The organism is Ruegeria sp. BB10, from assembly GCF_056535725.1.
In genome coordinates this window covers 34437-54076 of record NZ_JBQFIW010000003.1, presented here as the reverse complement: position 1 = coordinate 54076, position 19640 = coordinate 34437, and the positions used below count along the sequence as shown (strand labels likewise).

The window sequence follows — 19640 nt, the reverse complement described above, 5'->3', positions numbered from 1 at the left end:
GCTGGAACACATCGCTTTTATTATCTGCGCACGGGCTATGGATTCTTGGCGCAGTCGCGCATAACTAACACCATCCTGTCCGGGGGTTGCCGGTGCAATGCGGGTTAATACCATGACGCTGCCGGGTATCGGAACAGCTAAGGGTTTTGGAGAGTAGAATGATCAAAAAAACCTTGGCCAAATGGCAGTCCGGTCATATCGGCCGTTTGCTGGGCGAAAGCCTGCGCAGCCAGGGCTGGTTGTATGGGATCGCGATGATGGCCATGGTTGTGGTTGCTGCAACCACTGCCGGTACCGCGTGGATGATGGAAAACATCGTCAACACCATGACCGAGCCTGAGATGCGCTCGCAGGTCTTTCTGGTTGCCGTGGCTGTAATTGCGCTGTTTTTCGGCAAGGCGGCTGCATCTTACGTACAGGCAGTGTTTTTGGCGCGGGCTGGGAACCGCATCATTGCCGTTCAACAAGAACGTCTTTATGCCAAGCTGATCAAGCGCGGTGTGGGCTTTTTCTCCAGAAACGAATCCTCGGGCCTTTTGATGCGCGTGACGCAGGGGGCTCAGGCGGCCAGACGGCTGGTCAACGTCGTTGTCACCAGCTTTGTGCGAGACTTACTGACATTGATCGGTCTGGTTTTCGTAATGGTCTATCAGCAGCCTTTATTGTCAGTGCTGTTCTTTGTCGTGGGCCCGGTTGCCTTGGTGAGTGTTCGTTTCCTGCTCAAGCGCGTTCGCTCGATCATGCAGTCCGAGATGGCGGCGCTGTCCGAGATCATCAAGGTTCTTCAGGAAACCTCCGGTGGCATAACGATCATCAAGGTCTTTGCTCTCGAAGATCATATGGTCGGACGGATGAATGGGGCGATCAGATCGGTTGAAAAACGGGCGAACTCGATTTCGAAACTGCAATCGGTAGCCAGCCCGCTGATGGAATTTCTGGCGGGCCTTGCCATAGCCGGGGTTCTGGTGATCAGCACCATAGGTATCGCAGGAAGCGGCCCAACCACCGCAGGTCAGCTGATGTCGTTCATCACGGCGCTGTTGATGGCATACGAGCCGGCAAAACGTTTGTCGAAGATGCGCGTTGTCATTGAAACGGCGCTGGTTCCGATCGGCATGATGTTTGATTTGCTGGACGAAGAAGAGCCCATGCGGGAAAGCCCCGATGCCAAACCGCTGGAATCTGGACCGGGTGAAATTCGGCTAAGGGATCTCAGTTTTGGGTACAAGGGAAACCCCAATGTCATTTCGGATATGAACGTGACATTTGAGGCTGGAAAGACAACGGCTCTTGTTGGTCAGTCCGGTGGCGGAAAATCTACTATCTTTGGTCTGATCATGCGTTTTTATGATCCTGATAGCGGAGCGGTTGAAATAGACGGGCAGGATCTACAGGGGGCAAGCTTTGCCTCGTTGCGCCAAAAGATCTCGTATGTTGGTCAGGAAACGTTCCTGTTTTCCGCTTCGATTATGGAGAACCTCAGATTTGCGCGTCCCGAGGCCACCGACGAAGAGGTGACCGAAGCCGCGCGGGCCGCCCATGCACATGAATTTATCAGCAAGATGCAATTCGGCTATGACACGCAAGTGGGTGAAAATGGTGCGTTTTTGTCTGGCGGGCAAAAACAGAGGTTGGCCATTGCACGAGCAATTCTGCGAAAGTCTGAAATCTTGTTGCTGGACGAAGCCACCAGTGCCCTTGATGCAGAATCAGAAACCCTTGTGAAAACCGCGCTGGACAAGCTGACCGAGAATGTCACAACGATTGTCATCGCCCACAGGCTGTCTACCGTGTTGGAAGCGGACAAGATCATTGTCATTCAGGACGGTGAGGTTATAGAGGAAGGCAACTTGGAAACTCTGGTCGAGAACGATGGGGTGTTCCGGAAATTGTTTGACAAGCAGTTTAAACAACCGGTGTCCTGACAGCCGCCCATTCTGTAGGATCTGGTCAGTAACGTGGACCTATAACCGGGCTTAGCTCGTTTTGACCTATTCGCGCAGTGCCCTGTCTTTGACTTTGACCACTGGTTGCAGAAGGTATTCCATTACCGTCTTTTTGCCCGACAGAATGTCAACCTCGGCAATCATGCCGGGGATGATTTCAACGGCCAGACCATTGGCATCCAGCATCGAGTTGCTAGTCTCAATTTCTACGACAAAAACTTCTTCGTCATTACGTTCGGACCGCGTGATCGTGTCTGCACCGATGCGCGTGATTTGACCGTTCAAAGCCCCATAACGAGCAAAGTCATAGGCTGTGATCTTGACCTTGACCGGCTGCCCTGAGTGAAGAAAGGCAATGTTTTCTGGCCGCACATAGGCTTCAACAAGCAAGGTGTCGTTCAAGGGCACAATTTCAATCAATTCTTCTCCACTGCGGGCCAATCCCCCGATTGTGCTGCTATGCACCCGGTTCACGATACCCCGAACCGGCGATCGCACCTGTGCTCTTTCGGCCCGGTTGCGCAGTGCTGGCAGAATGGGTTGCAACGCCGCAAGCTCTGTTGTCGCCAGCGCCAGATCAGTCAGCGCGGCGCTGCGAAACCGGCTGCGCGTTGCGCGGATGCGGTCGTCTATTTCGTCTAGACCAGTTTTCAGCCTGTTGGTCGCGGCCACGGCCCGCGTTCTGCGGCCTTCCCATTCGGCCTCACCACGGCGGAGCGTTAAAAGCGTTGTGGCTGGCTCCATTTTCTTTTCCACCAGTGGCTGCATCATCGCGCGTTCTTCAGCCAGCAACTTAAGCGTCTGATCTGCTGTCACACGATCCACCAGCCCTTCTTCGTATTCCTGTTGGCGTTGCTGGCGCTGCCTTTCAAGAATTGCGATTTCAGCACGCAATTCGGATTGGCGCCCCTGATACAGCGCGGTTTCCGAATGCACGACCTCGGGGGACCCTTTGATCAGTTTCGGCGAAAACCTCAGTTCGGTCCCGTCAATTTCTGCCTGCAAACGTTGGGTGCGCGCCATCAGCCCGAATGCACGCTGTTGTTCCTGGTTTAGCTGACTGTCGATCTGGGTGGTTTCGAACTCCATCAGCAGCGTTCCTTTTTCAACCACTTGCCCTTCCCGAATTTTCAGGGATTGCAATACGCCGGGTTCAGTGGCTTCGATCACCTGAATGTCAGCCGAAGGCACGATCCGACCGTCAACGCGCGTCACGTCGTCCAATTCGGTGAGATGAGCCCACAGTCCAAGCGCGACAAGACAGGACGCAATCACCAACAAAAGCAGAGATCCACGTAACGGTGAGCGTCCACGTATTTCACGCGCGAGTGTGGCCAGATCAGGATGCCGCGACATTCAGGTGCCTCCGTGTTTTGCGGGCGTGTTGGACCAGCAAGCTTTTCGGGCCGTCTGCGCCTACGCGCCCGCCTTCGATCACAATGACCCGATCCACCAGCTCCAGAAGGCTGGTGCGATGCGTGACGATGACCATCGTTGTGTCCTGCGTTGCCTGTTTCAGGCGACGGATCACTTCGGCCTCGGTTTTTACATCCATCGCGCTGGTCGGTTCATCCAGCAACAGGACCGGAGGTCGTCCGACCAGTGCCCTGGCCAAAGCAATGGCTTGTCGCTGACCGCCGGACAAACCTTCGCCCCGCTCCGCCAGTTTCAGGTCATACCCATTGGGGGTATGGGCAATAAAATCCTCGACCCCCGCCACCTTCCCAGCATGGATCAAGTCCTGATCGCGTGGCCTGAAGGTGCCGCTGTTTATGTTCTCGCGTACCGTGCCAGAAAACAGCCAGATATCTTGTAGGATCGACCCGACGTTTCGACGCAGATCACCAGGGTCGATCTGTCGGATATCTGCCCCGTCCAGCAGAACCGACCCCGAACGCGGCTGGTAAAGTCCAAGCAACAGCCGGGCCACTGTACTTTTACCCGAGCCGATTGGCCCCAAAACCGCGACCTTCTCACCCGGTTCAATTGAAAATGACACGCCGGACAAAGTGTCCTCGGTCTGATCGGGATAGGCGAAGTGAACATCCTTGAAGCAGATCCGGCCTTCGAAACCGTTTCGACTTACCCAATTGCGTCCCTGTGGCCTTTCGCTTTCGGCCTGCATCAAGGCATCCAGACTGCGGTAAGCGCTTCGGGCCTGGTTGACGCGGGTCAAGGTTTGGGCAAGCTGTCCCAACGGGGCCAAAGCGCGCCCCGTTAGCATGACTGAGGCAACCAGCGCCCCCATGCTGGCCTGAGCGTCGGTGATCAGAAACACGCCATAGAAGACGATCAAAACCTGTGCAGCCTGTTGGGTGAAACCGGTCAGATTCAGGGCAAACTGCGTCACCGTGCGGCTTCGCGCGCCGTGTGACGATTGTCGTTCTATCGCATTTTCCCAACGGGTTCGCATTTGCCTTGCCGCTGCGGTGGTTTTGATGGTCTCAAGCCCTGAAACCGTTTCTACAAGAACGGATTGCTTGGATTGCCCGTCTGAAAAGCTTTTCTCTGCCAGGCGTGCCAACACTGGTTGAACGGCAATTCCCGCAAGCAACACAATTGGAACCGCGAGGGCCGGGATAAGCGCCAGCGGTCCACCCACCAGATGGATGACAAAGATGAACAGCGCGATAAACGGCAGATCAACCAGCGCAACCAGCGTGGCCGAAGTAAAGAACTCGCGTAGAGTTTCGAACTCACGAACTGTGCTGGCCATGGCGCCAGTCGAGCCTGTACGCGATTTCATTCGGATGTTCAGAACCTGGTCAAACACACGACGCCCCATCAGCATGTCGGCCTTTTGCCCGGCGCGATCAATGAACCCGGCGCGCAACAGCTTTAGGATGAAATCGAAGCTTAGTGCGAGGCCGACGCCAGCGGTCAGCGCAATCAGGGATTCAGTCGCTTCGTTGGGTAGAACGCGGTCATAAACCACCATGATGAAGATCGACGTTGAAAGGCCAAGCAGATTGGCGAGCGCTGCCGCCAGAATAACCTGTGTGTAAGACCATCGGTTTGCGGCCATTGCCGACCAGAACCAGTGCCCGGAATTTGAGGAATCGCTGTTTGATACTTCGTCGCGATAATTGCGGCGAAACAAAATGGCATATCCGGTGTAAATGTGCCTCAACTTATCTTCTGACACTTCACCGATACCAGCCCCAAGATCAGGGTCGAAAATCAAAAGATGCCCATCGGGCGAACGACCGTGGTAAACAACGGCTTTATTGTCTTGCAACAGCAAAAGCGCTGGTGCCAGTTTGGTGTCGAAATCCCGCAGCTTTCGTTTGCCGTATCCGGCCTGCAGACCAGCCCTTTGTGCCACTTCGATAGCGTCACGGAGGGTAAGTTCCCCGGTCGTTCCTGATTGCGCGGCATACAAAGTGGCGCTTGTCATCGGCCGATCCAGTTGAGCCGCGACGTGCAACAGGCATTTTTCCAAAGGCGTAAGCTCGGGGTCTCGTGAAATTGGCAGCAGTTGTGTCATAGACCCTCACCCCACTTGGCCGATGAAATCCCTAGAAGGTCCAGAATGTCACCAGTGAGGCTGAGCGCGGCATAGTTGGTCAGGAAGAAATTCTGCTCAGCCAGGATCAATCTTTCCTGAGCGTTCACATAATCTCGTTGCGCGTCCAGGATTTCGATCAGACTGCGCCGTCCTATTGTGAATTGCTCGCGTGCCGCTGAGACACTGTCGGCGTTGGCCTGCACTGCGATGCGGGCGGCCTGCAGCCGCACTGCGCCAGCTTGCTGATCCGAGCGAACAAATTCCAACTCTCGCCGTATGTCCCGGATTACGGATTCTCGTGTGAATTCAGCCTCTTTGACCTGTGCCTCTGCCGCCGCAATTGCAGCGCGGCGCTGTCCTGTGCTGTCGATCTCGTAATTGAATGACAGGTCGACGCCGAAATTCGCGTCATTGCTATCATCCCGATCAGCAAAGGCTGCAACCTGAACGCCAGGCTGTCGCCGGGATTGAGCAGCAGCCTGCTCGGCCTTTGCAGATAGCAGCGCTGCATCCGCCCGCCGAACCTGTGGGCTGTCCATCACGATCTGAGCATCAGTTCTCGACAGTTTTGGGGCCGCAACCGGAGGGGGCAATACCCCGGGGGCAGAGCCGAAAAATTCGCGAAACTGAGCATCCGCACGATCTAGTCTGGCCTCAGCATCCGCCAATCTTGTCTGCGCGTCAGCCATGCGAGAGCGGGCCGCCAGAACATCCGCATTTGAACCTACACCCTGCGCGGTTCGCTCGGCTATTTGGCGAAGCATTTCTTCGTGAGCCGACACGTTCTGTTCCGATATGCCCAGGATTTTCCGCCTGTCAAGAACCACAACATAGGCCTCGATTGCCGAAAGCGCGATTGCCGCCGCGGTTTGCAACTGGTCGCCCCGGCTTTGAAGCACGCGGGCTTTTGCGGCAGCCAGGTCATTCGAGGCCGCGCCGCCGTCATAGACTAGCTGCGAAATTCGCAAATAGGGGGTAACGTCAGCAATATCCGATTCAATGCGCTCGGATCGTGCGTTTACGCCGATGGACACTTGCGGCAAGAACTCCCCTTTTGCGGCGTCCTCATTGGCAGCAGCGACTTCAAGTCGAGTTGCGCTCTGCGCCAAGTCGGGGTTGGATTCGACAGCGACCCGGACCTTTTGACCAAATGCACTTTGCGCAAGCCGCGGTGAAGGAGCGTTCGCGCCCGCGCCCACTGAGCCACGGGAAAGCGACATTTCAACCCCCGTCAGATCAGGCGCGGGCGTGCAAGCCGACGAAAGCGCGGCGAGACAGATTAGAGTTGAAAATTTTATTCTGCGTTCATGTTTTTGCATAGGTGTTTCACACCCCACTGGTTCCGAGAAAGTCGTCATTCTGAGCGTTGGCCATGGCGTAGAGGAAACCGGAAATATCTGAATTTTCCGTGTATTTTTCTTGCGGGTTTTGCTGTGCAAGCTGTTGATGAGCCCGGGCCAACCACCCGCAATGTGACAGTGAAATCTGATGCGCGTGGATCAAGAAAAGAGCACCCGATTCGACCAGTTTCAGCTTTTCAACCTGCGACAAAGTCTTGAGCCGCTGGACCGACACCCCAAACATGTCGGGCGGCAGCGGTATCCCATCATGTGACGCAATTGGTTCGAACAACCCAAGACTATTGATGATCTGACACAGGGCCAGGGTTTCCTCACAGGCCGCAGCGTGGGCTTGAAGAAAGATTTTCACCTCGCGCAACGCAGGTGAAATGGCTCCGGTTTTGTCAAAAAATGCTTCGTCCTTTGGGTCGTCGCTTAGCAACCCAGAGGATTCATCCACATTTAATTGAAACAGTGGTGTCTGGTCTGCTGTTTTGCGACCGGTGGGTGCGGCCTGAAAAGGATAGTAACGCAAAGCTGAGGGCACATAGGCGGCAAGCCACTGGCCCGCCTGCGATACAAATGGGGTAGGCCTATCTTTCAGAACGGACAATATACCGGTTGGCTCATAACCTCTGGCTGTTTTCTTGAACAAAATGGGAAAAGTGGCGGCCGCTTGTTGAGCTTCTTGCAAGACAATTGCGCATTCAGCGCGATTGGCCGCGAATTGGTAAGACGTGAAACGTGTCCAGTAACGCTGCCCGTGCCGGGAAAAGGTGACTGGAACCAGGCCATTCTGCGCCATTTTTACCCCGTGATTTGAGTGACTGCCGCCAGAAGCAACGGCAGCCGAATTTCTGATCAGGCTGTGGCCCCGGTGGGGTCGGTGTGCAGGATGTTGTCCGCACTCAGACCGCTTAGGTCATCCAATCCGGAGAATTGCGCCATGGTTTCAACCGTTGCAGAGTTCGGGGCGGTATAGTCGACTTTGACCAGCACGCTGTCGGTCCCATCCGTCGCCATCACGTAAATCTCGTCGCCAGCTTGAATTCCAGTCAGGCTTTCAACGGCAGTTTCGATCGTGTTCTCAGACAGGTCGCCCAGTACCGTAGTCAGACCGACGACCCCGGTATCTGCGCCGATCGCGTCACCGACGGCCAGTGTCTCGACATCGGTGCCATCTCCGCGAAGTGTTCCGAAGCTTAGGCCACTGAACATAACGGCATCGGACACTTCGGCTGCGGTGCCAATCGTAAAGCCTGTCACTGTATCGACACCGTTTGCGGCTGGATCAGGTTCGAAGATGATGACGTCGCGCCCAGCGTCCGAAACGTCAATCGCATCATCACCGTCTTGACCGCGGATAAAATTATCCAAATCAGAGGCTACCAAGGTGTCGTCACCGCTGGTGCCAATCTGGTAGACGCTTGGACCGCCATCCGGGGTCGTGATAGTCAACTCGATGGGCTGATTTGGGTCAACAACGGTCATCTCGAATGTAACCAGAGGGTGGTTCAGATCCGTGAAGGTGGTTGCTGCACCGGCAAAGCGGATCACGTTCCCTCCGATCGGGTTGGACACGAAGAAATCGAATGCCCCGTTGCCCACATCCGACCCAGTGTCGAAGGTTACAACGGATGGGTCAAAGCCCAGCTCTGCCGTCATGGCAAGACCGCTTGAGATATCCCGATCCGCATCTGCGTAGATCTCGAATGTCACGGTGTTTCCACTGATTCCGGCCTGTGTGATGACATAGGCGGCTGGTTCATGAGCCGTATTGTCATCGTTTGCGGTCAGGGGGCCCGGACCGCCGGTAACAGTTGCGCCCGCTGCAAAATCAAGGTCGTCACCTGCGTTAATCCCCGAGAAATCCGAGGCAGGAACAGCCAGAGACCAGCTTCCATCTGCGGCGACCGTTGCAGAACCGACGGGGTTGCCGTTCAGGGTGACGTCTACCGCCTGACCTGCACTTAGTCCGACAGATGTGCCCGATACGGTTACACCTGACGCCTGCGCGTCGGCCAACGACACAGCGCCGTTTGAACCGACCGGGTTTATGGCCAACACGGGCCGAAGGTCAGTGGTCAATGTGATGGTCGCCGAGGTGGCCGGGTTTCCGGCCTGATCGGCTACACCGGCTGAGATCGGATAGCCCGTACTGTCTGCAAGGGCCGCCAGATCAACGGAAGGGACGGTTGCGGTCCAGGAACCACCCGACGCGGTGCCGGTATATGTTTGGCCATTCAGGCTGACGGAAACGGTTTGCCCATCCTCGGCACTGGTCGTGCCCGAGATCGTGAGGTCGCTGCCTTGCTCGGTCACGTCCAATTCGGTTCCAACCGGCAGGGGGTCGAGAGTCACTGTCGGAACAGTGAAATCAGTGGCAAAGCTTGTGGTGTCCTGCGCGTTGTTGCCTGCCGCGTCGGTTACCGAAGCATCGACATCATATGATACGCCATCCTGCAATGCGCTAAGATCTGCAGCCGAGGCTGTATAGCTCCAACTGCCGCTATTGACCGTAGCGGTGCCCGTGACATCCACGGTTCCGTCGGGTCGGGCGATTTCGACCGTGACAACCGTGCCGTCTGCGGCGTCAGAGGTACCGTTGACAGTCAGGTCTGTGCCTTGTTCCACGGCATTCATGACGGCGCCATCCGACAGGCCTGTGACGCTGATCGAAGGGGCGGTAAAGTCTGTATCAAAGCTGTTGCTGGCCTGGATCGCCGGATTTCCCGCCGTGTCGGACACGTCTGCCGTGACCGGAATGGTGACACCGTCAGACAAGGCGGCAAGATCCGCCGCAGGAACAGTGACAGACCATGCGCCACCCGAGGCCGCCCCGGTATAGGTTTGACCGTTCATCGAAACCGTCACGAGTTGCCCATCTTCGGCCGTGGTCGAACCGGTGATGGTGAAGTCTGTTCCCTGCTCGGTTGCGTTCAGAACAGCGCCATCCGAAAAACTGTCAATGGACAGGGTCGGGGCGGTTGCATCTTTGGTAAGCGGTACACTGGCTTGAGGTGCTGCCAGCCCATCGGTATCGGAAACGTCAGCAGTCACCGCAAAGCTTCCTCCATCAGCCAGGGATGCCAGGTCAGCGGCTGGAACTGTCACGCTCCAACTCCCGCCCGAGACCGCGTCTGTATAGGTTTTGCCGTTCAAGGTAACGGTGACCTGCTGGCCGTCTTCAACGTTGGCCGTCGATCCCGAGATTGTCAGATCGGACCCAACCTCCACCGCGTTGAGAACCCCGCCAACGGATAGCGGAGAAACGGAGATAGACGGGCCCGTCAAATCAACAGGAACAGAAGCCGAAGCCGGGACCGAAATGTTGCCGGCGGCATCGCTGACCGTGACATTGACGGTTGCCGGAACACCCGTCGATAGCCCGGTCAGATCGGCGCTTGGGACTGTTACGCTCCATGCGCCACCCGTGGCCGTGGTTGAATATGTTTGACCGTCAAATGTGACGGAAACCGTCTGACCGTCGACGGCTGTGGTTGACCCTGTCAGGGTCAGGTCGGCGCTGACGTCGATCAATTCGATAGACCCGCCGGCAACGGGGTCCAGAGTAATCGTCGGAGCGGTAAAGTCTGTATCAAAGCTGGCATCGGCTTGTGTTGCCGAGTTGCCTGCCTGATCGTTGACATCTGCGGTGACCGCAATCGTGGCACCGTCCGGCAGGGTCGCCAGATTGGCGGCAGGGACCGATACGCTCCATTGTCCGCCAGCAACAGTACCGGTGAAGGTTTGTCCGTTGATTGTAACGACTACGGTTTGCCCGTCCTGGGCATTCGTTGTCCCGACTACGTTGAGATCAGTGGTCTGTTCCGAGGCATTCATCACCGCCCCGTCCGAAAACCCTGTAATGGTCAGGGTCGGTGGGATGGTATCCACGGCAAATGTCACCGTTTCTGCTGACAATTCCGTGCCCTCGGCGTCGAGATTGCGGACCGTTACGGTTTGCACGCCCTGTGGCAAGGTTGCGGCTTCGGCAGGAGTCAGCGAAAGGCTCCAGCTTCCGTCATCTTCGGGGGTTACTGTTTTGGTGAGCGATCCGATCGTCACTTCGACAGTTTCAGTACCCTCTGGTGCAGTCAGTCCAGTGCGTGCCGTGCTTAGCATATCGCCCTGCGAACCTGCCAAGTTGAGAACCGGATAGCTGGGTGTCGGTGCAGGCGCAGGTGCAGGTGACGGTGCGGTATCGTCGTCTCCGCCACCGCCGCCGCCACCCCCGGCAGCCGCTGCAGCACCCGCCAGACCAAGACCACCCAGCGCCGCGGTTGCGCCGCTAAGACCTCCTGCCGCTGCGGCGCCTCCGGCCTCTGCCAGGCTGAACTGGGCAATCTCGGACACGGCGTCTTCGGCGATCATGATTGCGCCACTATCAAGCACCTGTACGTTTTCGGCGGCGACAACCATCTTGCGACCATCGGCCAATTTCAAAAGAACGTCGCCATTGTCCAACAGCTTGACGGATCTTACGCCGGGAATCGTTTCCGCGAATTGGAACGCATAAAGCTCTTCGATTGTGGCCTGCGCCAGGGCGGGCAGCGCGAGGATCGTTGACCCGAGCCCTCCAACAATGCCACGTCCGGCCCAACAGCGCATCTTGCCGTCAATCCACTGGCGGATGTGTCGCTTGCGTTCGGTATCAGGCTGAGCGTCGGCCGGGTTGATCTTGGATTCAGGTTCTTTGGTCATCTTGCCCTCACATGTGGTTTCCGCATCCGCTCGAAGGATCCAGGCTTTTTTCATCTGTCTTTCTCTTCGGTGACTCATGCGGTCGGACCAGAAAAAATTGAGTTAAACTGAAGCCGAACTCCTCGTTTTCTCCACATTCCAGCTTTGGTTTCGGACTGGGCATCGGATCATCCTGTAATCGGTGCCGGGTATGGCGTGGAGTGATTGGATATGATGCTTCAGTTCGAAGGAGTGGTTGCAACGGGGAGCGCAGCGCTCGATTCAGGTATCGGCCATACGGCTTTAAAAACGCTTAATGACGTCACGTATCTGTACAGCGTGACCGGTCCGGGCGGCGGTATCGCGGTTTGGAAGCTGGTCGAAGGTGCGCTGCCGCAATTGCAAGACACCGAATATTTCAGTGGAACGATCACGTTTCAGGTTGGCGATATCGGTATGCCTGTAACGCTGGCCGGAGACGATCAGCTTGTTCTGGATGTACGTACGGCGACTGGTTTGATCGGGTATGACCTGAACCCAGATGGAACCGTAGGCCCGCTTCAGGAAACGGGGACACTGACCGGCGGCGGAGATATCTCGGCCCTAGTGCAGTTCGGCGATATCCTGACCATCGCGCACGAATCGACAGGGCAGATTGCAACCTATACCGTGAACGGGGACGGCACATTGAGCCTGTCGGCGTCGATCGCGGGGCAGGCTGATTCGATGCAAGTTCTACAAGCCGGGGCGGATCATTTCATGATTGCAGCCGACGCGACCAACGGCACGATTAGCACCTACAATGTTGATCAAAACACCGGTGCGCTGACAGTGGTCGACAACAGCGACGCGCTAGCGACTTTAGGGATTGCTTCACCGACGGCGGTCGAAGTGGTGCAAGCCTATGGCCAATCCTGGGTCATTGTGGCAGGGGCAGGCAGCAACTCGCTGAGCGTTATGGAGTTAGCGGGTGACGGGCGATTGATCCCCACGGATCATGTTTTGGATTCCTTGCATACACGGTTCGAAACGGTTCAGGATTTAGCCGTGATCGAGGCTGACGGGCATGTGTTTGTTGTTGCTGGCGGCGGCGATGATGGCGTTTCCCTTTTCACGCTGACACCTGGCGGGCAATTGGTGCATCAGGACAGCTTTGCCGACACTATTCATAGCGGGTTGCAGAATGTCGAAACATTGAGTGTTGCCCATGTCGGGGACGAGCTTCAGATTCTTGTCGGCGCGCAACAGGATGAAGGCTTGACGCAACTCAGCGTTTCGATTGCGGATTTGGGCATCGTGCGCGATGGTTTTGGTACGGTGACGGGAACTGCGCGGAATGACATGCTCAGCGGCAGTATCCTCGAAACAACCCTGATGGGTGGCGCAGGTGACGACATTCTGATCGCAGGTATCGGCGCAACAACCATGCATGGAGGTGCCGGCGCGGATATCTTTGTTATGCAATACGGCAGTGACCCCACAACAATTAACGGTTTTCAGGCCGGAACCGACCGGTTGAATTTATTCGACTATCCGCTGCTGCGCACGCCGGGGCAACTGATGTTCACAGCCACTGCGCAGGGGGCGCAGATCAAATTTCTCGATGAGGTCATCGTGATCAACTCTTCAACCGGAGGGCCCCTGACCAGCGCTGAAGTGTTTGGTGCGGACTTTGGCGGGCCGGATCATATCCCTGTCGATTTTGGCGATTTTGGTGGGTTGGATCCTGGCAGCTCGGATGGGGTGCAGGGCACTGTGACTGTCGCCTCCGAAACCGCGAATCCTGGCCTGTCGGACGCTGAGATTCGATTTACACCGGATGGCGGCGGAACCATCAGCGTCAGGGCGGATGACGAGGGGCGGTTCGATCTGGATTTGCCATCAGGTACATTCGAGGGGGAGTTGGATATCATCAAAACCTATTCGACGGCCAGCTATGAGATCACAGCGTTGGATGCGTTGCAGGTCTTGCGCATGTCGGTCGGGTTGGACCCGACCTGGGGTCCGGCCACGCCCGAGAACCTGATCGCGGCCGATATTACACAGGACGGAATGGTCAATGCGTTGGATGCGCTGACCATCTTGCAAATTGCCGTTGGTCTGCCCACCGCGCATGAAGCGGAATGGGTTTTCCTTGATGATGACGCAGACCTGTCCGGGATTACCGAGAACAATGTCAGTTATGAGACTGGTGTGGATGTCACTGTGTTCGACAATATGATTAGCACCGATATGACCTCGATCCTTCTGGGTAACCTCGAACCGGTCTGAAGCCGCAACCTGTTATTCTCGGAAAGCCCGGTTGAAGTAGTCGGCCATGGGTTTGACCATATAGGACAAAGGGGTTCTTTCGTCGGTCTTGATCATGGTCTCCACCGGCATGCCCGGCAAAAGGGCTTGCCCGTTCAGCCGTTCGATCTGATTGTCTTCGGGCGCGACTTCGGCGCGGTAGAATGTCTGACCAGTTGCATCATCAGTGAACGTATCCGCCGAGATGGTGATGACACGTCCGTCAATCTCGGGCGTCTCACGTTGATTAAATGCGGGGAACCGTAACGCCACTGGTTGCCCAATATGCAATTGATCTACGTGGATGGCATCAACGCGCGCTGCCACCAGCAAGGGCGTGTCTTGGGGTACAACATACATCATCGGCTCGGCGGGTTGGATCACCGATTGCAGGGCGAAAACCTGACTGCCATAGACCGTACCCGCAACGGGTGCGCGAATGTCCAACCTCGACAGCCGTTCTTCCAGAGAAAGACGTCGCTCAGCCAATTCAGCGATCTGCGTCTGAACGTCCCGCAGTTCGGTAATAGCCTCTTCCCGCCGCGTGGCCGTCAATTCGACAATCTCAATCTCGGTTGCTGAAATCTGACCTTTCAGGCGAGCCACAGCAGCTTCGAGCCTACCAATCTCACCCGTCAGGCTGGCCTCTTCCCGCTGCAAGGCGGACACGCGGCTGGCCTGAGTCAAACCGCGTTGTAACAAGTCTTGTTGGTCCTTCAGCTCGTTTTGAATCAGTTCCACCTGGCGACGCAAGGACACTAGCTGTGCCTCGGTTCCTTCGATTTCACTGTCGATCTGAACCCGCTGTTTGCCCAATTGTTGGGTCTGTTGGTCCAGTGTTTCCAGACGGGCCTCGAACAATCGTTGCTGACCGGCAATCAGTTCAGCGTCGATATCGTCCTGCTTTTGAATTTCTTTAAGTAGAGCTGCCATGGCTACGGCGTCCTCACCGTCGCGTTCGGCCACCAATCGGGCTCTACGTGCCAACAACTCAAACAGCTGAGATTCGACGATCGTTTTCTCCGAAGATAAAAACGTATCGTCCAAACGTACCAGCATGTCTCCGTTGGCGACTTCGTCACCGTCGCGCACGAAAATCTCGCCCACAACGCCACCATCAGGATGTTCCACTACCTGTCGGCTACTTTGAACCTCGATTGTTCCTTGCGATATGATCGCCCCGGCCAGTCGGGTCTGCACGGACCAGATGCCAAGCCCGCCAACCAAAATTAGCAAAGCCACAAAACCGACCAAGGCTGGTATCGTGATGTGCCACACCGGGCGCGTGTCTTTACCCGTCTTATCCTGCATCTTTTTTCACCTGACTGAGGCCGCGTTTGATGGCGCCAGCGTTTTGTACCATTGCACCCAGCACCTCATCCCGAGTGCCGGATTTCACAACTTGCCCGTTTTCGACAACGGCCAGATCGTCACATTCCGAAATTGCCTGAGGGCGGTGGGTCATGATGATGGTTGATTTTCCGGCCTCTTTCAGACCTCGAACAGCGGCGTTCAGCGCCTCGGTCCCATCGGCATCCAGGGCCGAGTTCGGCTCATCCAGAATCAACAGAACCGGGTTGCCGTAAAGGGCGCGGGCCAGTGCGATACGTTGCTTTTGCCCGCCCGACAATTGGCTGTCATTGCCTTCCAGAAATGTGTCATATCCTTTGCTCAATGACAGGATCAGATCATGCGCGTTGGCCATTTTTGCTGCGGCTACAACCGCGTCAGGGTCGGGATTTTCCGACATGCGGGCAATGTTTTCAGCCACGGATCCGTTGAACAGAGTAACTTCCTGCGGCAGGTAACCAATATGCTGGCCCAGATCGTCGGGATCATATTGATCCAGTGTTGCACCACCCAACCGTATTTCCCCGGCGGCAGGTTGCCACAGGCCCAACAGGGCTTTGGCCAGCGTCGATTTCCCCGAGCCGCTTTTACCGATGACGCCAAGCGCTTTACCTGGTTCTAGTCGCAAAGCGACATTGCGCAGCGTCGGCTTGTCCGCACCCGGAGGAATGACAGTTAGGCTTTTTGCGGTCAGCCGGGCCTCGGGTACAGGCAGTTTGGTGCGAGGTTTTTCAGGTGGGGTCGCATCCAGAAACCGGTTAAGCGAACTCCAGGCCGTGCGGGCCCGTTCAACCATACCCCATTGGCCAACCGCCTGCTCAACGGGTGCCAGCGCCCGCCCCAACAAGATAGAGCCGGCAATCATCGCCCCTGGCGTCAGTTCGTTGCGCAGCACCAGCCAAGCGCCAAGCGCCAGCATGGCTGATTGCAAAAACAACCGCAGTGATTTGGTCAGCGAGGTAAAGCTGCCTGTCCAGTCACTGGCGGCAATGGTCTGACGCAGGGCATTGGTGCGCTGCCGCTGCCAGCGTTGGGTTATGTCCTCTTGCATGCCTTGCGATCGCACCACTTCGGCCGCTTGTCTTGCGTGTTCGGAAAACGCGTTGGCCTGGGCCGACGCCCTTTGTGCCGAAGCCACCTTGCTGTGGGTTAGCCACTGGTTCAACAAGGCGATCAGGATAAGCAAACTCCCGCCCGCCACGGCCAACCAGCCTAGCAACGGGTGAAACAAGAAGATTGCTGCCAGAAATACTGGTGTCCACGGAATATCCATCACCGCCAAAAGAACGGGCGAGGCACACAGGTTCTGAATCGACTCAAGATCGCGCAATGCCGTGGCCGGAGCGGACCGTGCTTGTGGAAAAAGTGATCGGCGCAGGGTGGCGTCGAACACACGTTCATCCAGTTCAGACTGGAACCGCGCTCCGAATCTAGCCACGATTCTGCCGCGGGCAAAATCCAGCATCGCCATAAGGCCATATAGCAGGGCCACCAGCAAAAACAGTGCTGTCAGCGTTTCCACAGCGCGCGAGCCCAGGACCCGATCGTAAACCTGCAGCATGAACAAAGGCCCGGTCAGCATCAGAAGGTTAACGAAGATGCTGAACAGAAACGCCAGGGCCAGGAAGGTAATGCCCCGATTGCGCACATTTCGCAACTCATGGCGAGGCGGCAGTGTCATGCGGTTTTCAATATTCACGTACAGGGCCTTTAGTAACTGATTCTCTGCCGGACCAGAGTGGTGGCGATGGGCCGCATCTTAAACTATGGCACAACGGAGAAAATGCGAGAATTGGTGGATCGGCGAAAAGCTACTTGCAGTCAAGGCAAAGGAACGCTGGTGGGCGCGCATACGCTCATGCCGATACCATACTGGGTTCAGTTGCCGCGCCGCTAAAGGACCGAGCTACTTGAGACCCCGCGGCAATCGGACCGTCAAGATACCGCCGCGCATTTCGCATATCGGACGACCCTTTGTCGCCAATGTCCGGTTCCTGAGGTTGCTCTAATTGGTGGGTTCAAGCGTCTCACTCTGCTGTGCCAATTCGTTGACGACGTCGAACAAGGCCTTTTCGAACAGCGGCAGAGTTTTAGACCCTGTTTCGGAAACCGGATAGAGCAGCCCAAAGGTCATCCACCGCTCTGGGGCCACGGGAACAAGCGTAAGGTTTGCGGACGCGACCTGAGCGGCCACCAATTCATCCGCGATCGTGACACCCGCGCCCTCTGCCACCAGCGCGCAAGCCAGCTGCGAGGCGGCGACTTCGCAGGTTTGTCTGGGCGTCACACCGGCGGAACGAAAGAAGTCGTCCAGTTGATCCCGCAACAGCAGACCATGCATCAGACGTATAACGGGCTCCCCGGCAAGATCGTCCGCCGTCAAATGACTTCGGGATGAAAGCGGATGGCCTGCGGGCAAAACCGCCTGCGCTTTTACTCGGAAGAGGGGTTTGGAGACTATGCCGGGATGATCGACGGGCAACGCCCCAATTCCAATATCGTATTCCCGCCCGGCCAGCCATTTTCCCGCCTCGCGTCTTGCCCGGACATCCAGGTTTACATTGGTGCTGGGGTTCTCTTGCATGAACCGTGCCACCGCAGGCGCGGACAGGGATTGTGCAATTCGGGGCATCGTCACAATGCGGAGCGTTTCGGTGCGCCCCGCTTTGATCTCGGCTGCGATGCGCGGAACTTCGTCAAGATTGTCCAGAATCCTGCCGGCCTCTTTGTAAAAGGCCAACCCTTCCGGCGTCGGCGTCAGGTTGCGGCCACTGCGATCAAAAAGCGTCAATTTCAGCTCGGCCTCAAGCCCGGTGATCAAACGGCTGACAGCAGGTTGGCTGAGATGGAGGATCTCAGAGGCGGCGACAAGGGATCCTTCGGACAAAGTAGCGCGAAACGCGCGTAGGGCTTTGATATTCATCCTTCTACTCTTTCATAATTTGCAAGAGTAGATAACACCTTTGCATTTTTTACAATTGAAGAAATCGCGTAATTTGATCCCAAGTGAAATTGGGAGGTTACTCATGAAACGCAGAACTCTTCTTGGTGTTGCCATCGCGGCAGTTACCGTCACCGCCACAGCTACAGCAAGCTTTGCCGCGGATTGGCCGAAACGCCCGATCAACCTTGTTGTCCCCTACAAGGCGGGTGGCGGCACAGATGCTTATGCGCGCGCTATCTCGGCCGCTGCCGAAGGTATTCTGGACGTGCCTGTGGTAGTTGTGAATAAACCCGGTTCGGGTGGTTTGAACGGTGCCAATGCAGTCGTTGGCGCGCGTCCTGACGGGTACACTATGATGATGACGTCGGGGGGGTCGTTCCTGCTGTCGACCATGACCCGCGATACTGAGATCGACGCGCTGGAAAGCTTTGACTTCGTGGCACAGGTTGGCCAGTTGCAGACCTCATTGATGGTTCCGGTCAACAGCCCCTTTCAATCCGTTCAGGATGTGATCGATGCCGCCAAGGCCAACCCCGGCCAATTGCGGTGGGCTCATTCGGGCCGCGGTGGTTTCCATCACGTTGGCGGCATGGGTTTTTTGGCCAATAACGGTATCGAAGCTCAGGATGTGCCGTTCAAAGGGGGCGGGCCGACCCGTGCCGCGCTGATTGGTGAACAGGCTGATTTCGGCTTCCTTGGAGTTCAGCAACTGGCAGGTTTTGAAGAACAATTGCGCGCGCTGGCGGTCAACAGTCAGGACCGTGACGGCATTATGAATGAGGTGCCCGCTTTTGGGGAGCTGGGCATTCCATTTGCTGCAGTATCCTCGCCAGTAATCGTGTTTGCTCCGAAAGGGACGCCTGCAGAGGTGGTCGCCGCGATGGAGGCCGCACTCGAACAGATCGCTGCCAAGCCGGAATTCGCCGAACTTCTCGCATCACGCGGGACCGGCCCGGTCTATCAGAACGGTGCGGAAGCCAAGGCGGCGCTTTCGGCGATGAAAGAAGACGCCACCCCCTTGGTTGAAAGCCTGACCAACTAAAGCTCCTGGGGCCGGCGGATCATCCCCCGGCCCAATTCTAACGACGGAAAATAGAGAGGATCGTCATGCGTGCCTATGCAGAAGGTCTGGTGCTTGCCCTCATTTCGATTTTTGCCATCTGGGGCGCCTGGCAAGTGCCTGCGGCATCTCCAGGGGATACATGGGCCGGGATTGTGCCGTTCTCTGCCGCAGTTGCCCTGCTGTTTCTCTCAGGCCTTATGCTGGCGGGTGCAGCACGTCAGACGACGGGTGGAGCGAGCCACGCACAAGATAATAGCGCGGCCTTGCAGATCATTGGCTTGTTCATCATTGCTCTGATCTATCAACAATCCTTCCGCTGGTTCGGTTACTTACTGCCAACGGCCATTGTCGCACCACTTGTCCTCTACTTTTTCGGTGTGCGCAGCCGGATCGGGCTGGCCGTGTCTGTCATCCTTTGCCCGCTGATCTTCCATCTCATCTTTTTTGTCCTGCTCGGCGTCTACCCTCCCTATGGCGAGGTTTTCGATCTGCTGAGCTGGTTTCAGGGGTAATCCAC

The 19640-nt window shown here is 56.6% G+C and carries 12 protein-coding genes; 4 read left to right on the top strand and 8 right to left on the bottom strand.

The features are described from left to right. The first annotated feature begins 158 nt into the window (after window positions 1-158). Window positions 159-1925 carry an ABC transporter ATP-binding protein gene (locus ACR3EP_RS20475; RefSeq protein WP_480639250.1) on the top strand — a complete coding sequence of 589 codons (1767 nt, stop codon included), beginning with the start codon at window positions 159-161 and terminating at the stop codon, window positions 1923-1925. A 66-nt stretch (window positions 1926-1991) separates the two neighbouring features. Here ACR3EP_RS20475 and ACR3EP_RS20470 read toward each other — a convergent pair whose 3' ends face one another. From ACR3EP_RS20470 to ACR3EP_RS20450, 5 genes are all read right to left on the bottom strand, one after another. Continuing rightward, window positions 1992-3302, bottom strand: coding sequence for an HlyD family type I secretion periplasmic adaptor subunit (locus ACR3EP_RS20470; protein WP_480639249.1), 1311 nt, complete (start codon window positions 3300-3302; stop codon window positions 1992-1994). Beyond that, window positions 3286-5433 (bottom strand): type I secretion system permease/ATPase, encoded by a 2148-nt coding sequence (locus ACR3EP_RS20465; protein ID WP_480639248.1) that lies wholly within the window; start codon window positions 5431-5433, stop codon window positions 3286-3288. The genes ACR3EP_RS20470 and ACR3EP_RS20465 overlap by 17 nt, the downstream gene beginning before the upstream one ends. Continuing rightward, window positions 5430-6674, bottom strand: coding sequence for a TolC family protein (locus ACR3EP_RS20460; protein WP_480639247.1), 1245 nt, complete (start codon window positions 6672-6674; stop codon window positions 5430-5432). The genes ACR3EP_RS20465 and ACR3EP_RS20460 overlap by 4 nt, the downstream gene beginning before the upstream one ends. Window positions 6675-6780: 106 nt before the next feature. Next, on the bottom strand, window positions 6781-7599 hold the full coding sequence (locus ACR3EP_RS20455) for a SapC family protein (protein WP_480639246.1): 819 nt from the start codon (window positions 7597-7599) through the stop codon (window positions 6781-6783). A 56-nt stretch (window positions 7600-7655) separates the two neighbouring features. Beyond that, window positions 7656-11552: a beta strand repeat-containing protein gene (locus tag ACR3EP_RS20450; protein ID WP_480639245.1), complete on the bottom strand. Its 3897-nt coding sequence runs from the start codon at window positions 11550-11552 to the stop codon at window positions 7656-7658. Between the two features lie 156 nt (window positions 11553-11708). On the opposite strand from ACR3EP_RS20450, the gene ACR3EP_RS20445 reads away from it, so the two are divergent. After that, entirely contained in the window at window positions 11709-13748 is a 2040-nt protein-coding gene (locus ACR3EP_RS20445; RefSeq protein WP_480639244.1) for a hcalcium-binding protein, read from the top strand. Between the two features lie 12 nt (window positions 13749-13760). On the opposite strand, the gene ACR3EP_RS20440 is transcribed toward ACR3EP_RS20445, so the two are convergent. The 3 genes from ACR3EP_RS20440 to ACR3EP_RS20430 form a co-directional block, all read right to left on the bottom strand. Beyond that, window positions 13761-15077: an HlyD family type I secretion periplasmic adaptor subunit gene (locus ACR3EP_RS20440; protein WP_425082019.1), complete on the bottom strand. Its 1317-nt coding sequence runs from the start codon at window positions 15075-15077 to the stop codon at window positions 13761-13763. Beyond that, window positions 15067-16797 (bottom strand): type I secretion system permease/ATPase, encoded by a 1731-nt coding sequence (locus tag ACR3EP_RS20435; RefSeq protein WP_170350011.1) that lies wholly within the window; start codon window positions 16795-16797, stop codon window positions 15067-15069. Before ACR3EP_RS20435 ends, ACR3EP_RS20440 begins: the two co-directional genes overlap by 11 nt. Window positions 16798-17121: 324 nt before the next feature. Beyond that, a complete protein-coding gene (locus ACR3EP_RS20430) occupies window positions 17122-18039 on the bottom strand; it encodes a LysR family transcriptional regulator (RefSeq protein ID WP_170412152.1) in 918 nt (305 codons plus the stop codon). Window positions 18040-18142: 103 nt separating this feature from the next. Here ACR3EP_RS20430 and ACR3EP_RS20425 point away from each other — a divergent pair, with 103 nt between their 5' ends. Continuing rightward, window positions 18143-19102, top strand: coding sequence for a tripartite tricarboxylate transporter substrate binding protein (locus ACR3EP_RS20425; protein ID WP_480639243.1), 960 nt, complete (start codon window positions 18143-18145; stop codon window positions 19100-19102). Between the two features lie 65 nt (window positions 19103-19167). After that, entirely contained in the window at window positions 19168-19635 is a 468-nt protein-coding gene (locus ACR3EP_RS20420; RefSeq protein WP_480639242.1) for a tripartite tricarboxylate transporter TctB family protein, read from the top strand. Window positions 19636-19640 lie beyond the last annotated feature (5 nt).

What these genes read in the sequence shown, in the direction of transcription:
- ACR3EP_RS20475 (WP_480639250.1), top strand. Translation starts at nt 159, where the DNA reads ATGATCAAAAAAACCTTGGCCAAATGGCAGTCCGGTCATATCGGCCGT.
- ACR3EP_RS20470 (WP_480639249.1), bottom strand. Translation starts at nt 3,302, where the DNA reads ATGTCGCGGCATCCTGATCTGGCCACACTCGCGCGTGAAATACGTGGA.
- ACR3EP_RS20465 (WP_480639248.1), bottom strand. Translation starts at nt 5,433, where the DNA reads ATGACACAACTGCTGCCAATTTCACGAGACCCCGAGCTTACGCCTTTG.
- ACR3EP_RS20460 (WP_480639247.1), bottom strand. Translation starts at nt 6,674, where the DNA reads ATGTCGCTTTCCCGTGGCTCAGTGGGCGCGGGCGCGAACGCTCCTTCA.
- ACR3EP_RS20455 (WP_480639246.1), bottom strand. Translation starts at nt 7,599, where the DNA reads ATGGCGCAGAATGGCCTGGTTCCAGTCACCTTTTCCCGGCACGGGCAG.
- ACR3EP_RS20450 (WP_480639245.1), bottom strand. Translation starts at nt 11,552, where the DNA reads ATGAAAAAAGCCTGGATCCTTCGAGCGGATGCGGAAACCACATGTGAG.
- ACR3EP_RS20445 (WP_480639244.1), top strand. Translation starts at nt 11,709, where the DNA reads ATGATGCTTCAGTTCGAAGGAGTGGTTGCAACGGGGAGCGCAGCGCTC.
- ACR3EP_RS20440 (WP_425082019.1), bottom strand. Translation starts at nt 15,077, where the DNA reads ATGCAGGATAAGACGGGTAAAGACACGCGCCCGGTGTGGCACATCACG.
- ACR3EP_RS20435 (WP_170350011.1), bottom strand. Translation starts at nt 16,797, where the DNA reads ATGACACTGCCGCCTCGCCATGAGTTGCGAAATGTGCGCAATCGGGGC.
- ACR3EP_RS20430 (WP_170412152.1), bottom strand. Translation starts at nt 18,039, where the DNA reads ATGAATATCAAAGCCCTACGCGCGTTTCGCGCTACTTTGTCCGAAGGA.
- ACR3EP_RS20425 (WP_480639243.1), top strand. Translation starts at nt 18,143, where the DNA reads ATGAAACGCAGAACTCTTCTTGGTGTTGCCATCGCGGCAGTTACCGTC.
- ACR3EP_RS20420 (WP_480639242.1), top strand. Translation starts at nt 19,168, where the DNA reads ATGCGTGCCTATGCAGAAGGTCTGGTGCTTGCCCTCATTTCGATTTTT.